The organism is Paenibacillus sp. TAB_01, from assembly GCF_043945595.1.
In the GTDB taxonomy this organism is placed as follows: domain Bacteria; phylum Bacillota; class Bacilli; order Paenibacillales; family NBRC-103111; genus Paenibacillus_S.
Genome location: NZ_JBIFNP010000001.1, coordinates 442,746 through 457,510, shown reverse-complemented (window position 1 = coordinate 457,510; position 14,765 = coordinate 442,746). Strand labels below are relative to the sequence as shown.

The following is a 14,765-nucleotide window of genomic DNA, read 5'->3' as shown; positions in this document are numbered from 1 at the left end:
GCCTATACCTCCAGCCAGCCTAAATCATTATTGCTCGCACTGGGTTTCTTTATCGCCTTAACTAATTCATCTCTCACAGTTAGGTCGCCTAAATTACCTTTTGACAATAGCGCGGGCAAAGACTCAATATCCGGTAATGCATAAAACCTGCTAGAACCGTCATTCGGATCTCTGTAACATAAAACAACACCCAATAATTCTTCTATAGTAAGAGCATTAAGCAGTGTCGGGTTATGTGTTGTAAGAAGAACATCTATATGTCTTTCTTTGGTAAGTCTTGATATCGTTTGCATTAACGTTTTAATTCTGCTTGGATGAATCCCATTATCAATCTCTTCTATTACAATCATGCTGCCCGATTCTTCACTAATTAGCGAAGATAAGATGGCCAAATATCTGAGTGTGCCATCAGACAGCCGCTTGGCTTCAACAAATTCTGAATGGTCTCCATACCTTTCTTTCAGACGAAACATAACATCGCCAATTGAAGTTTCAATAAATGAAATATCCAAAATCTCATTTTCCGGTAATTCTTTCAATGCCTTTAACAGGCTTTTTTTGTATTCTTTATTCCGGCATAATTCATAAAGTACAGAAGATATATTATCAGCTGTCGGTCTTAGTTTATGGTCGCTCATTCTTGAATAATCTCTCATACGGCTAGGAAGAGGGTCTAAAAATAATATCTTTCCCAGTCGCTCCAAAACCAAATTAATGTAAGTCACATTTTTTTTATTGTTTTCAGTTGTCGTAGGCATTTTAGAAGAGAGTTGAGACAGTACAGAAACAGAACGAATACATGTAACCTCAGGGTTCCTTCCCTTTCGCCCATTATTGTACTCGACATTAATATCACTAAATTCATCAGATGTATCTTTGGTTTGGAAAACAATAGTTGGCTTTGCGTTAGGTGAACGTTTAAATAGGTGCTCTTCAAGTATAAAAACTCGACTGCTGACTTTTACCGTGATTGAATATTCAAGATCGTAATCTCCATCAATATCTACCAAACAACCTAATGTAAAAGTATCCGTTCCAATTCTTGGGCACCCTATACTTCCACCTCTGATTTCACTATCCACATTCTTCGATCCGTCAAGTATAACCGCCAATTCTCTCCCTGATGAGATTTCAGAAAGAATCTTTATGCCCTCAATTCCATTGGTCTTACCACCTGCGTTAGTACCGATTATGGCAGTTAATTTTTCTATTTCTAATGTGGATCGATCAAAACTTTTAAAACTTTGGAAAGAAAAGTTTTTTAGCATTTTCACCCTCCTTACCATCTAATCGAAGTTCAATCCTAATACTACTCATTATAGCAGATTGCACTCATTGCCATACCAGAGAGACTTCATCTCATTTTCAGCTAAGGTCGCGTAACCATTTAGGAAGTTAATTGGCTTCCAATTATTTCTTTTTTCGTTTAAGCGGTGAACTTCTGATAGACCATGACCCTCACATACAATGTAGTACAGAGGCAACTCCAATATTGATTGGGCTTTAATGTGCTAAACCTTTCATAGTTTTTCGTTACGAATACCTCTTTGTATTTTTCTTGGATTTCGGCTTATATAATACTTTAAATCATATAGTCTGTAAAACATTTTCTAAAGACGCAACAAGTTGACAAACAATAGACTTTCAACTTCCGCTTTATTCAGACATCTAAAAAAACAAGAGGACTATCCCACAAGTCACTAAATTGACTCGAATGTCCCCCTCTTCTTCATGATCTAATTCAATTGTATCCTATACGTAATAAAACATAAGCAGAACCTGCCACATCTCATTTCTTACCATCAACATGACCGACTCCACATGTGCCGTCTGCTCACGCATCCGCCTATGCGCTTGCATGCTGCATCTGTTTGCGGACCTGCACTCGCACCTGCACGCCGGTCCCCCTCCCCTGCAAAGCAAGTCCCGCACAGCCAAAAAACGCCGTTCCCTGTTCATGAATAACCTCCGTGAACCGGGAATGGCGTTTTTCCTGACATGTCTCCTATTCTGTTCAATGAGCGGAGGTCTCTCCTATCTGCGCGACGATCTGCCGCTTCATCCGCAGGAAAGCTTCGTAATCTCTGCCGTCGACGCCTTTGCGAAGGGAGGAGGGAATCTGCACTGTATGCTTGATTCTACCGGGATGGGCCTGCATCACATGCACACGCTGCGACAGAAAGATCGCTTCCTCGATATCGTGCGTAATAAATACGATGGTCGTCTTTTCCTTCTCCCATAGCTGCAGCAGCATTTCCTGCATGGAGCCCTTCGTCTGCGGATCGAGCGCGCCGAACGGCTCATCCATCAGCAGCACCTCAGGATTGTTCGCCAGAGCGCGGGCGATGGCAACGCGCTGCTTCATCCCCCCGGAGAGCTCCTTCGGGTACGATTTGGCGAATTTCGTCAGCTGGACGAGCTCCATGAAGTGATCGGAGATCCGCCTTTTTTCGAACAACGGTATCCCCTTCAGCGTCAGCCCGAACTCGATATTCTCCCGTACGGTCAGCCAAGGGAACAGCGTGTAGGATTGAAACACCATGCCTCTGTCGGCACCCGGTCCGTCGATTTCATGCCCCGCAATGCGCAGCTCGCCGGAGCTGGCGTCCTCCAGACCTGCAAGAATACGAAGCAGCGACGATTTTCCGCAGCCGGAAGGGCCGACGAAGCTGACAAATTCATGATTTCGAATATCGAAGGAGACGGAATCAAGCGCGACAAAATCGCTTTTTTTGCTGGAATATATTTTGGAAATCCCCTTGGCCTCAATTTTAACCGGTTCAGCGGAGATCACTTCCGGCTCAAGCTCTCTCCTATCGGGCCTCCTTAAAACTTCTAATGGTTGTACCGGCTTCACAGGCTCCACTCCTTTTTCTTCATTATCCGATTACTCGCAAGCTAAGCCCTTCCTTCCAGCCAGGGGAAGAACCTTTTGTGGCAATAGGCAAACACCCGGTCCGTGATTAACCCGAGCAGACCAATGACAATAATGCCGACGAAGATAAGATCCGTATTCAAAAAACGCTGCGCCTTCATAATTGCAAAACCAAGACCGCTGTTGGCCGCCACCAGCTCGGCTACAACCAGGTACGTCCACGCCCACCCGATAATGAGCCTTAGCGTGTTCATCAAATCCGGCAGCAGCGCGGGAATAAGCACCCGCTCGATCACCTGCCAGCGCTTCGCGCCCATCGTATAGGATACCTGCAGCAGATCGTTGGATACGGCTCTGGCATTGTCCGCCACCATCAGCACCAGCTGGAAAAAGCACCCGACGAAAATCACTAAAATTTTCGCCCCTTCGCCGATACCGGCCCACACCATAATAAGAGGCACAAAAGCTGTCGCCGGCATGTAGCGGATAAATTCCGTCGGCGGCACGACGATCGACTCCGCAAACCGGAACGTTCCCGCCAGGATACCCAGCGGGATGCCGAGGATGCAGGCCAACAGGAAGCCCATCCCCACACGATATACGCTAATGCCGATATGATTCCAGAAATCCGAGCTGCCGAGCTGCTTCATCAATTGAACAAGCACCTGATCCGGCGTAGGTAGGAACGTCCGCTCCACCCATTGCCCATAGCTCATCAGGCTCCATCCGAGAAGGAGCAGAAGAAAGATTCCGGCAACTCCTGCGGTATACCAGGTCTGGTCCAGCTCTCCGCGAATTTGAAATAAGCGCACCCGCCGTTTTTTCATCGCCGTCTCCCCCCTTGTTAAGTTATACATTGGATACAGATACCGCTTGGCGCCAGCCGCCGTAAGACGTAATGTCCTCGGATTGCGCTGCGGCGTAAGCCTCGCAGACGAACCCCGGAACCTCGGTGCCGTCCGCCAGCTCCACTTTGCCGATACCGAGCGGCGAAGGAATCGATGCGGCAAAAGCGCCGAACGAGGCAAGCGGCATCTCCCAAAGCTCCAGCTGTACGGCCGCGCCGCCGCTCGTCAGCTTGATCATTCCCGGCTTTGCCGGGACCGTCGCAAGCTTCACCAGCTTATATTTCGGAGCGGACTCCGTCTCCTTCACAAAAACGGCTCCGCAGCCAAGGATCTGCTTCTCAAGCGGGAAGCCGCGCATGTGCAGCCCGCAGACGGCGACCAAGGTCGTCTCCGGCTTGGCGGGTTCATCCGCTTGAGACGCAGCAGTGACCGAAGTGTCAGGCTGCCCTAGCGCTGCCGGTTCGCCCCTGTGCGCTTCGGATGATAATTCCTGACTGGCAGAAGCTGCTGCGGATAAGGCGCATGCTGCGGACGGCGAAGACCCCTGGTCGGCAGGAGGAGCTACAGACGTGGCGCAAACCGCGAACGGCGAGGTCTCCTGACCGGCAGACACAGCTGCGGGTGACTCATAAGCCGCTGCCGTCCCGCCTTCGGCGCTGCACACAGAAGACAGAGACGAAGCGGCCGATTCCCGGGCCGCCCGGTCTTCCCCGGCGATGCCGCCGAACGCTTGCGCCGCCCCGCAGATCAGGCCCTCGTTCTCGGCCAGCGCGAACATCGTGATGCCGAACGGCGTTTGCTCCGCCGCTTCTCCGGCTGGAATCGCAACGGCGCACAGATCGAGCAGGTTGCAGTGGTTCGTGTAGCGCCCCATATCGCGGTTGGCCGCGACCGGTTCCTGCCTTACCTGCTCGCGCGTCCACGTTCCGCCTGCCGTAGGCATGACCAGCACCGCGTCCTCCAACAGCCTGCGCGCTTCGTGCTTATAGGCCTGCAGCTGATGCATCGCCTGGAACACGGAGGCCGCGTCATATTGCGCTGCAGCGCCGGAGCGCAGAATCTGCTCCGTCACCGGGAAGGCCGTTCCCGGGTTCGCTTCGATGAAGCCGCCCAGATCGGCCCAGCGCTCGGCAACCCACGGCCCTTCGTACAGGATCGCCGCCGCCTGCGAGAAGACAGCGGTATCGATATACTCCACCGGCAGGCCGAGCCGCTCAAGCCGCTCGACCGCCCGCTCCCAGGCGCTGCGGTAGGCGTCCGCGTAAGGGCCGTAAAAGCCCGGCGGCTCCTTCGGCAGGCACAGCCGGGCAGGGCGCCCGGGCACCGGCTTCGGCAGGCTGCGGCGACGATGGATCCGCAGCCGCCGCACCGCGCAACGCCGCGTCTACGGCAAGCGCGTCCTCCAGACTGTGGGCGAACACCGTCACACAGTCCAGGCTCTTGCAGGCGGGCACGACGCCGCTCGTCGGCCAGGCGCCCAGGCTCGGCTTATAGCCGACGAGCCCGTTCAGCGCCGCAGGCACGCGGCCGGAGCCGGCCGTGTCCGTGCCGAGGGCGAAGGCAGCCTGCCCGCGGGCCGCCGCCACGGCGGAGCCGGAGCTGGAGCCGCCGCTGATCAGCTCGGGGCGAAGCGCGTTATGCGTCTCGCCGTAAGGGCTGCGCGTACCGACCAGGCCTGTGGCGAACTGGTCGAGGTTCGTTTTGCCTGCGGGAATGGCTCCCGCACGGATCAGCCTATCGACAACGGCGGCATGATCGTCCGGCATATAGGCATATTCGGCGCAGCCTGCCGTGGTCATCATACCCGCCACATCGATGTTGTCTTTTACGGCAAAGGGGACGCCCCAGAGGGGGGCCTCGTCAGGGTTCATGGATGCAAGCCGGTCCAGGTAGGGCTGCATGGCATCCATAGACGGCGGCGTGATCCAGATGTTCATGCCGCCATCCTGCTCCGCCCTGCGGACAATTTCCCGGGCAATCTGCTGCGGCGTGAATTGCCCCGAGCGGTAGCCTTCTTTGAGCTGCGCTATGGGCAGCGTGTGCGGAATCTGTAATGTTCTCATGCGCCGATGACCTCCTCTTCCCTTTGCTCCATTGTATTGGCAACGATCAGCTGGCCGGTGTGCACCTCATCCCCCGGCTTCACGTACACCGTGGACACATACCCGTCGCAGGGCGACGTTTGTGAAAACTCCATTTTCATACTCTCGACGATGATGAGCGGATCGCCCTTCTTCACCCGCTGTCCCGGCGCGACCAGCACCTTCCATACGCTGCCCGGCATGGTCGAGCGGACCGCAACGGCTCCCTCCGGCAGCTCATCGTCCTGCGAAGCCTTAGCCGAGTCGCTCTCGGACACGTATTCGGCGAGCCCCAGCGCCTTCCAGCTTTCCCGCTCCGCCTGAAACGCCGCCTGCTGCTTCGTACGGAACGCATCCGCGCTCTCCTCAATCGAGCTTAGAAACTTCAAATACTCGCCCAGATCGAAGGTCGTTTCCGTAATATCCGCTTCGTATCGGCCGCGCAGGAAGTCCTCGCGCAGCTGAAGCAGCTCATCCGCCGACACCGGATAAAATTGAATCTGATCGAAAAAGCGGAGCAGCCACGGTTTCCCCGGCTTGAAGCTTTCCGTAGAGCGCAGCCGGTTCCACATCTGGATCGTGCGTCCGACGAATTGATAGCCGCCCCGGACCTTCCATGCCGTATACGCACATGTAGGCTCCGCCGATCCCGACAGCGTTCTCCGGCGTCCAGGTGCGCGCCGGGTTATATTTTGTCGTGACCAGGCGATGGCGCGGGTCGATCGGCGTTGCCACCGGCGCGCCCAGGTACACATCTCCCAAGCCCAGTACAAGATAGCTCGCATTGAACACAATGCTCTGCACGTCTTCCACGCGGTCCAGCCCGTTAATGCGGCGGATAAATTCAATGTTGCTCGGGCACCACGGCGCATCCGGCCGTACCGTCTGCTGGTATCGGTCGATTGCCAGCTGCGTCGCCGGATCGTCCCAGGACAGCGGCAGCCGGACGATGCGGGACGGAACCCGGATCGACTCCAGCGGCGGCAGCTGGCTGTCGATTTCCATTATGCGAGCGCAAGCCTCGCGCACCGTAATTTGAAGCGGATCGATGTGCACCTGCAGCGAACGGATTCCCGGGGTCAAGTCCAGAACGGGAATCGTGCCGCTTTCCCCAATTGCCTGCATTAAGGCGTGGATTTGAAACCGAAGCGTCAAATCCAGCTCCATCGCACCATATTCCACAAGCAGGTTCTGATCGCCGCAGCAGCGGATGGAGATCGGGAATTTGCGGCCGCTCTCTTCGCTCGCCAGCAGCGGATAGGCGGATGTAATCTCCCGGCTTGCCGCTGCCCGCAGCACGGCTGGCTTCAGCTCGCTCAGCTCCCTTTCGTGCAAGCTTCCTATCGCACCCAGCTGTTGTTCTTGCGCCGCCCTCAGCGCTTCCGCTTCCTCAAGCGTGATCAGCCGGAAACGAACCGTATCGCCCGGATGCAGCTGGCCGATTTTCCAGAACTCCGCCGTAGCCGTCGTTACCGGACAAACGAAGCCGCCAAGACTCGGGCCGTCCGGTCCGAGGAGGATCGGCATGTCGCCGGTCAAATCCAAGGTTCCGATGGCATAGGCATTATCGTGAATATTCGACGGATGCAGTCCGGCTTCTCCGCCGTCCTCCCGCGTCCAATGCGGTGCATGGACCGACCAGTCTTACCCCGGTGCGGGAGCTGTTAAAGTGAACCTCCCAGCTCGTTTCAGTCAGCTGCGGCAAGTAATCCGGCTGCAAAAATTCCTCCGTGCAGTGCGGACCCGGAATGACTCCGATGGTTCACGTGCGGGACAACGCCGGGCGGTATTCCGCAGCCAGCTCCGGCTCCTGATTCTGCGTTTCATTCGAAAACGCGCTCCGATTCACACCGAGCACATCACCGGCCCGCAGTGCGCGTCCGCCATGACCGCCGAAGCCGCCAAGCGTAAAAGTCGATGCGCTGCCGAGAATTTTCGGCATATCGAATCCCCCAGCCACCGACAGGTAGCTGCGCATGCCTTCTTTCGCCTCGCCGAAGCTTAATATTTGATTCTTGTCAGCATAAACGGGCTTATACATCGGTACCGCAGCGCCGTCCAAATCCGCCTGCATATCCGCGCCGGTGATGCAGAACCACATGCCTTCACGGAACCGGTACGAGCCTCCGCGAAGGGTCAATTCCAGACCCGGCGCATCATCCTTGTTGCCGAGCAGCTTGTTGCCGATACGGAAGGACAGCGGATCCATCGGGCCGCAGGGCGGCACGCCGACATCCCAATGGCCTGTTCTGCCCGGATAGTCCTGGACCGTCGTCTGCACGCCGCCATCGAGCACCTCGATCGCGTGCTCCGCCGGCTCGAAACCGTTCAACAGCTGTGTGTAGACATGACCGTCCAGCACCTCCCGCTCTTTCAGCAGCGCCTGCAAATACTGCAGGTTGGTCGTTACGCCGTACAACCGCGTCTCCTCGAGAGCGCGAATCAGCTTGGCGATCGCTTCGCTGCGCGTATCCGCATGAACGATAATTTTCGCCAGCATAGGATCGTACAGCGACGTGACGGTGATGCCGTCCCGCAGCCACGTCTCCACTCTGGCCTGCTCGGAGAATACCGCCTGGCTCACCTGTCCGGCGCTAGGACGGAACTGCTGCAGGCAATCTTCCGCATAAATGCGCGCCTGAATGCTGTGGCCTTGGGGCTGCGGCACCATCGCGTCGAGGCTGCGCAGCTCGTCGGCTGCTTCGCGGACCATCCATTCCACCAGGTCGACGCCGAGCACCTCCTCGGTGACGCCGTGCTCTACCTGCAGCCGTGTGTTGACCTCCAGGAAGTAAAACCGGTACGCTTGCGGGTCGTACAGAAACTCTACCGTACCCGCGCTGCGGTATCCGACCTCTGCGGCAAGACGTCTCGCCGCAGCCAGCATGTCAGCCCGTACCGCCTCCGGCAGCAGCGGCGCAGGCGTTTCTTCAATTACCTTCTGATTGCGCCGTTGAATGGAGCAATCACGCTCGCCCAAGGTGACCACTTCGCCGAACCGGTTGCCAAAAATCTGTACCTCGACATGCCGCGCCCTGGCAATATATTTTTCGAGAAAAATACCGCCGTTCTTGAAATTCGTCTCGGCCAGATGGCGAACTCCGTCATAGGCGGCGCGCAGCGCTTCCTCGTCCGCGCATACCCGCATGCCGATGCCCCCCCCTCCGGCCGTGCTTTTGAGAATAACCGGATAGCCGATCTCGGCCGCTTGAAGCAAAGCCTCCTCCAGCTGAGAGATGAGCGGCGTTCCCGGCAGCATCGGCACGCCCGCTTTCTCGGCGATTTCCCTTGCAGAATGCTTGAGGCCGAACTGCTCCATCTGCTCCGGTGCCGGCCCGATGAAGGCAATGCCGCGCTCACGGCATGCCCGGGCAAATTCCGCATTTTCGCTTAAAAATCCGTATCCGGGGTGAATGGCTTGCGCGCCGGTTTCCACAGCCGTTTGCAGGATGAGCTCCGCGTTCAGGTAGCTGTCTTTAGCCGGCCCTTCCCCGATCAGCACGGCTTCGTCCGCTTGATCGACATGCAGGCTGTCTTGATCAGCTTGAGTATAGACGGCCACCGAGGCGATGCCGAGTCTGCGCAGCGTACGCTCAATTCGGACGGCGATGGCTCCGCGGTTGGCGATTAATATTTTAGTAAACATGATGGCTTCACCTCACAATGGTATCGTTATGCGTTACTTCTCCCAAACAAGCAGCCGGATCGGCGTCGGGTTGTAGGCGTTGCAAGGATTGTTGAGCTGCGGGCAGTTGCTTATCAGCACCGTCGTCCGCCGCTTTGCCTGCATTTCCACATAGCAGCCCGGAGCCGAGACGCCGTCCGCGAAAGTCAAGCCGCCCTCCGGCGTCACCGGCACATTCATAAAAAAGTTAACGTTCGGGGCCAAATCCCGCTTCGAATAGCTTCCCTCGCCGAACTGCGCCAGCTGCAGCATGAATGTATCCCGGCAGTTGTGCATCGGCAGCTTCTCGTGAGCATAACGGACCGTGTTGCTCTGCGCGGAGCACGAGCCGCCCACCGTATCATGACGGCCGCACGTATCGGCCACGATCGTTAACAGCTCTTTCCCCGATTCGGTCCGGCACCAACCGAGCCTGCCGTCAAATAAATGTTGCCTTGACCGGCGATCGTCGCAACTGCGCTGTAGTGATCGTCCGGGTTATCGGTATCGTAAAACAGCGTATCCGCCGCCTGGTTGCCCTCCAGGTCCACAATCCGCAGCACCTGTCCCGGCTCCAGCACCCGCATCCATCCGTTTCCGGCCAGAACGGTTTCGTCCACTATCGCATCCCCGGTCGTCCGGGGGCTTTCCACCCTATGAAATACGGCCATCTCGTCGTCCTCCTATACCAATGTAATCATCAAGGCGTCCGTTCCTGAGCCAAGCTCTGCACGGCTGCGGCGCCGTCCTCTTTTTTATGGATGATACCTCACACAAGCTCTCCGGCCTACACGCCCGACAGCAAGTAATAGGCCGATGTATTTTCAAAAGCTCTGCGGTTCTCCGGCCGGTAATTCACGCAAAAATCATCGGCTTCGACCGGCGCCGCCGTTCCCACCTCGATCTTGACCGGAACCGACGGGTAAACCGGACTTGGGTCGAGCGGATTCGGCGTATTCGACAGCACCATCAGCACATCCATCTCGGTCCGGAGGGTAACCGCCGCCCCTTCTCCGCAATGCCCGGAAACAAACTTCATCTCTCCGTCGTCATCGCAGTAAACCTTGGAAAACAAATTCACGACGGGCACCAGATCGCGTATACCAAGCCCGCTGCGCACCAGCTCGACCGTCAAATTCTCCTGCCCGCTTCGCAGCCAGTCATTGCGCAGCTCCTGATAGGTGGTCGTCCCGTACTTCGCATCCGTCGTCTCACGGGTCGTGTACCCGCACAAAGTATCGTGCCAGCCCAGGCCGTCCTCCACAATGCTTGCCAGTACGCGTCCGTTATCGCTCATCAGCACATTTCCCCTTGTTAAACGGGAGGTATACTGAGCTTTCAGCGTATCCGGCATGTTATAACGCTCGGTTAAATCCCGGGCGTTATAGAGCAGCGCCGCCACATTCGCTCCGCTCTGCAAAGCCGTGAAACGAATCCATTTGCCCCGGCCGATCGTGCCGGACGATTTGCCTCCGGCTGGAATGGTAGTGCTCCATATGCTGTTCATCATTGATACGCTCCTTTACGGTTGCTTTCGTTCTTTGGCGATCGATTCAATAAAGCTGCCGTCCACGACGGAATCCATCTTCGGAATGGAAGAGAGCATATCCAGGCTTTTCAAAAATTCACCTGTCTTTTGGCCTGTATAGAGAAGCGAAGTGTAATCGTCCGCTTTTTGGAAAGCCTTAAGGTTATCTTCCACCGTAAAAATTTTCACGCTGTCCACGCCGGCTTTGTACTCGTCAACCGGGGTTTCGGCCGCTTTGGCCATAATGCTTAAGGCTTCCTCCGGGTTCTTTTTCCAGTAATCCAGTGCATCGAACCAGGCATTCAAAATTTTCTTTACGTCCTCCGGACGATTCTTGGTGATTTCCTCTTTGAACACGAGCAGATCGGGAATCAGTCCCGGGGTATCCTTGGAGGAGAAAAGAAGCTTCCCTTTGCCCTCCGCGATCGATTTGCTCAAGAAGGGCTCCCAGAGCACCGCTGCGTCCAGGTTACCGGCGATAAATGCAGGCCCCGCATCGTTGACGCTCATGTTCACATAGTTCACATCTTTTTCCTTCAAGCCGGATTGATTCAACGCAGTCAGCATCAGCAGATGATCTACCGTACCGAGCTCTGTCGCCACTTTCTTTCCTTTCAAATCCTGCAGGCCATGGATCCCCGGCTTCACGACGATGCCGTCGCCGCCATGCGAGTTGTCGTTCACCAGTACGGCCTTCAGCGGAATGTCTTTGCTGGCCGGAGCCAGCGTATCGCTGAGCGTCTGGCTGTTCGCATCGACTTTGCCGGTGGCAAGCGCCGCCAAAGAGTCACTGTATACCGGGAACCAGACGAGCTCGACATTGACGCCGTTCTTTTCAAAAAAGCCTTTTTCTTTGACGAGGTACCATACAAACCAGCCCGGCCATGGACTGAGCGCCAGCTTGATCGGCGCTTCGCTCCCCCCTGTACCGCTCCCGGAACCGCCTGTCGATGCCGTTTTGTTCCCGCAGCCGCTCACAACCGCCATACAAACCAATACCAAACTCAGAATGACCAGCAATCCTTTTTTCATAGAACTCTTCCCCCTACCGGTTTTTTTCGAAAAACAAAAAAGCCCGGTAAGATATCTATGATATCCTCCCGGGCTTTTCTCCCTCCGTGTGCACGACCCATGTCGTGTGTCTTCTCTCGGACCTGGCCAGCCTTGCAGGCTGCGGAACCCTAGAAAACATGTGGCGTATGCTGTTATCTGTACTATACACGCACAGCATTCATAATGTCAAGTAATATGACATAAAAATGTTAAACGCCCTTGAACCCCAACAAAAACAAGAAAAAACTTTATAAATCACCGGATTAATGTTATTATATATTACACAAACTAATGATCATAAGGTTCGAAAGCCAATTAAAACCGGCTGAAGTCCAACCGATTGTCACATCATCCGATGAAAGGAACGTTCCGCTTATGACCGCAACAGCCATTAAACGCGCGGCGTTAAGCCACTTCGCCCGCAACGGATATGAGGGTACGCCTTTATCTGACATTGCCAAAGAAGTCGGCATTAAAACGCCTTCGCTTTATGCGCATTTCCGCAGCAAGGAAGAGCTGTTCCTCAGCGTATTCGACGACGTGCTGCAGGAGCAGTCCAGCCGGACGAAGGAACTGATCGCTTCGATTCAGAGCACAACAACCGAAGACATGCTGTATACCATTCTGAAGCATTCCTGCGATGATTATTTGTTAGGGGAAGAGAAGGTCACTTTTCTGAAACGGGCGATGCTGTTTCCGCCTGCTTTTATGCAGGACCAGCTGCACCGCCGCTTTATGGAATCGGAGCAGACGATAACTGACGAGCTGCGGGACATTTTCCGGGCAGCCATCAGTGAAGGGATTGTGCGCGAGGAACCGTTGGAGGACTTGATCGCATCCTATCTGTGTTTGATGGACGGATGCTTTCTTCAGTTATTTTATTACGGGCGTCACGACTTCGAGCGCCGTCTGGCCTGCGTGTGGCGTATTTTTTGGGATGGCATTACGAAGACGGGCACTGACTGGCCGCCTGGGCAGGCTACTCCACCAGCCCGTTCTTAAACGCATAAATGGCCGCCTGGGTGCGATCCTCTACCCCCAGCTTCGCCAAAATGTTGGTCACATGAAACTTCACCGTCTTGATGCCGATGAACAGCTCATCGGCCACATCCTGGTTCGATTTGCCCGAGGCGATGAGGCGGAGCACTTCCATCTCCCGCTCTGTCAGCTCTTCGTGCGCCGCGGCCTGCGGCTTCGGCTGGCGGAACCGGTTCATGATCTTGGAGGCCACTTGGGACTCCAGAATGGACTGACCTTTCACCGCGGCGCGAATGGCTTGAGCGATCTCGGCGGCGCGGGATGTTTTGAGCAGATAGCTGAAGGCTCCCGCTTCGATGACCGGATACATTTTCTCATCATCCAGAAAGCTCGTCAGCACAATAACCTTGCATTCCGGGTACAGCTGAAGCAGGCGGCGGGTCGTCTCGATCCCGTCCATCCCCTCCATGACCAGATCCATCAGCACCACATCGGGCCTGTACTCCTGGGCCAGCCGGATGCCCTCCGTCCCGTTGCTTGCTTCGCCGACGACCTCGATGTCGTCTTCCGTGCTGAGCACGGCAGCCAGTCCGATCCGCACCATTTCATGGTCGTCCACCAGCAGCACCTTAATCACCGTCTCGTTCTCCAAAGCCTTCTCCTCCTTCCGCCATGATCGGCACACGAATATCGATCCGGGTTCCTTTGCCCGGAGCCGTAATCAGATTCAGCGAACCGCCGATTTCATTGACTCTTTCCTTCATCGTAACAATGCCGTAGGAAGCATGCTTTTTTGCATCCAGATCGAAGCCTGCTCCGTTATCCCGGATCATCAAACGAATGGCGTCATGGGTCGGCTGCGTCAGCCGCACCTCAAGCTTGGTCGCCTTCGAATGCCTCAGCGCGTTCGACAGCGCCTCCTGCACGATACGGAACAGGTGATCCTCGATACCCTTAGGCAGCTCGATCTCCTCGGCCAGCTCCCACGAAATGTCCATCGGCACCTTCAGCGAAAGCTCCTGCAGCAGCTCGACCACACCTTCGGACAAATGCTTGCCCTCCAGATGCACCGGCCGCAAATGCAGCAGCAGCGCGCGCATCTCGGACTGGGCCACGGAGGCCATCTCCTCGATCAGAAAAATTTGGCGCTGCGCTTTGTCAAAATCTTTCTCCAGCGTCCGCCCTACCGCCGTAGCCGTCATGGAAATCGCAAACAGCTGCTGACTGACCGCATCGTGCAGCTCGCGGGCCAGGCGCTGTCTCTCTTCCACAATCGCAGAATATTTCGCCTTCTGCGCCAGCTGAGCGTTGTTATTGGACAACCGCTGCAGCGAGGTCACCTGCTCCTCCCACTTTTTGGTGATCAGGTTCAGCTGCTCGCCGAGCCGGCCGATCTCGTCCTCTCCAAGCGGCGGAACCGTCCGGCTCAAGTTGCCTTTTTCCAAAGAAAGCATCACTTCGCGAAGCTGTTCCAGGCGCCGTTTCATTCTGCTGCTGTACCAGAGGCCGTACATGCCCCCGATGAAAGAGACAATCACAATCAGCATCAGGCTGAGCTTGACGCCCTCCTCCCACGAGGTGAACTCTTTAATATAGCCGTTGGAGCTCAGAAAGTAGACAATGACGCCGAACAGAAGAAGGCTGAGTATGACGGACTCGCCCATGCTTCGCCATATCATATTGGTGAGACGCTTCTCATGCCCTTCCATGGCTCAATATCCTTTCCGTTCCGTCTTTT

General features: G+C 55.5%; 10 protein-coding genes, 2 pseudogenes and 1 riboswitch. Of the genes and pseudogenes, 1 reads left to right on the top strand and 11 read right to left on the bottom strand.

The genetic code is table 11. The features are described from left to right. Window positions 1-2: 2 nt before the first annotated feature. From ACHHV8_RS02335 to ACHHV8_RS02295, 9 genes and pseudogenes are all read right to left on the bottom strand, one after another. On the bottom strand, window positions 3-1,268 hold the full coding sequence (locus ACHHV8_RS02335) for an AAA family ATPase (protein WP_395156393.1): 1,266 nt from the start codon (window positions 1,266-1,268) through the stop codon (window positions 3-5). A gap of 746 nt (window positions 1,269-2,014) precedes the next feature. Further along, a complete protein-coding gene (locus tag ACHHV8_RS02330; protein ID WP_395156391.1) occupies window positions 2,015-2,857 on the bottom strand; it encodes an ABC transporter ATP-binding protein in 843 nt (280 codons plus the stop codon). A 41-nt stretch (window positions 2,858-2,898) separates the two neighbouring features. Next, window positions 2,899-3,702: an ABC transporter permease gene (locus ACHHV8_RS02325; RefSeq protein ID WP_395156389.1), complete on the bottom strand. Its 804-nt coding sequence runs from the start codon at window positions 3,700-3,702 to the stop codon at window positions 2,899-2,901. A gap of 22 nt (window positions 3,703-3,724) precedes the next feature. Further along, a complete protein-coding gene (locus ACHHV8_RS02320; RefSeq protein WP_395163403.1) occupies window positions 3,725-5,047 on the bottom strand; it encodes an allophanate hydrolase-related protein in 1,323 nt (440 codons plus the stop codon). Continuing rightward, on the bottom strand, window positions 4,938-5,786 hold the full coding sequence (locus ACHHV8_RS02315) for an amidase family protein (RefSeq protein WP_395156387.1): 849 nt from the start codon (window positions 5,784-5,786) through the stop codon (window positions 4,938-4,940). Before ACHHV8_RS02315 ends, ACHHV8_RS02320 begins: the two co-directional genes overlap by 110 nt. Beyond that, window positions 5,783-9,450, bottom strand: a pseudogene (uca, locus tag ACHHV8_RS02310) (urea carboxylase). The gene ACHHV8_RS02315 and the pseudogene uca overlap by 4 nt, the downstream one beginning before the upstream one ends. 33 nt (window positions 9,451-9,483) lie before the next feature. Further along, window positions 9,484-10,139 (bottom strand): annotated as a pseudogene (locus ACHHV8_RS02305) (urea amidolyase associated protein UAAP2). Window positions 10,140-10,255: 116 nt separating this feature from the next. Beyond that, a complete protein-coding gene (locus ACHHV8_RS02300) occupies window positions 10,256-10,975 on the bottom strand; it encodes an urea amidolyase associated protein UAAP1 (RefSeq protein ID WP_395163402.1) in 720 nt (239 codons plus the stop codon). Window positions 10,976-10,990: 15 nt separating this feature from the next. Next, entirely contained in the window at window positions 10,991-12,028 is a 1,038-nt protein-coding gene (locus ACHHV8_RS02295) for an ABC transporter substrate-binding protein (RefSeq protein ID WP_395156385.1), read from the bottom strand. Between the two features lie 63 nt (window positions 12,029-12,091). Further along, window positions 12,092-12,192: riboswitch (guanidine-I (ykkC/yxkD leader) on the bottom strand. Between the two features lie 232 nt (window positions 12,193-12,424). On the opposite strand from ACHHV8_RS02295, the gene ACHHV8_RS02290 reads away from it, so the two are divergent. Next, a complete protein-coding gene (locus ACHHV8_RS02290; RefSeq protein ID WP_395156383.1) occupies window positions 12,425-13,051 on the top strand; it encodes a TetR/AcrR family transcriptional regulator in 627 nt (208 codons plus the stop codon). Here ACHHV8_RS02290 and ACHHV8_RS02285 read toward each other — a convergent pair. Both ACHHV8_RS02285 and ACHHV8_RS02280 read right to left on the bottom strand, forming a co-directional pair. Continuing rightward, window positions 13,029-13,679 (bottom strand): response regulator, encoded by a 651-nt coding sequence (locus ACHHV8_RS02285; protein ID WP_395156381.1) that lies wholly within the window; start codon window positions 13,677-13,679, stop codon window positions 13,029-13,031. The genes ACHHV8_RS02290 and ACHHV8_RS02285 overlap by 23 nt on opposite strands. Next, complete coding sequence (locus ACHHV8_RS02280) at window positions 13,657-14,736, bottom strand: sensor histidine kinase (RefSeq protein WP_395156379.1); 1,080 nt, start codon at window positions 14,734-14,736, stop codon at window positions 13,657-13,659. The genes ACHHV8_RS02285 and ACHHV8_RS02280 overlap by 23 nt, the downstream gene beginning before the upstream one ends. Window positions 14,737-14,765 lie beyond the last annotated feature (29 nt).

Bases quoted from the DNA above. Each gene is read 5' to 3' on its own strand.
- ACHHV8_RS02290 (WP_395156383.1), top strand. From the start codon at position 12,425: ATGACCGCAACAGCCATTAAACGCGCGGCGTTAAGCCACTTCGCCCGC.
- ACHHV8_RS02325 (WP_395156389.1), bottom strand. From the start codon at position 3,702: ATGAAAAAACGGCGGGTGCGCTTATTTCAAATTCGCGGAGAGCTGGAC.
- ACHHV8_RS02280 (WP_395156379.1), bottom strand. From the start codon at position 14,736: ATGGAAGGGCATGAGAAGCGTCTCACCAATATGATATGGCGAAGCATG.
- ACHHV8_RS02335 (WP_395156393.1), bottom strand. From the start codon at position 1,268: ATGCTAAAAAACTTTTCTTTCCAAAGTTTTAAAAGTTTTGATCGATCC.
- ACHHV8_RS02295 (WP_395156385.1), bottom strand. From the start codon at position 12,028: ATGAAAAAAGGATTGCTGGTCATTCTGAGTTTGGTATTGGTTTGTATG.
- ACHHV8_RS02300 (WP_395163402.1), bottom strand. From the start codon at position 10,975: ATGAACAGCATATGGAGCACTACCATTCCAGCCGGAGGCAAATCGTCC.
- ACHHV8_RS02315 (WP_395156387.1), bottom strand. From the start codon at position 5,786: ATGAGAACATTACAGATTCCGCACACGCTGCCCATAGCGCAGCTCAAA.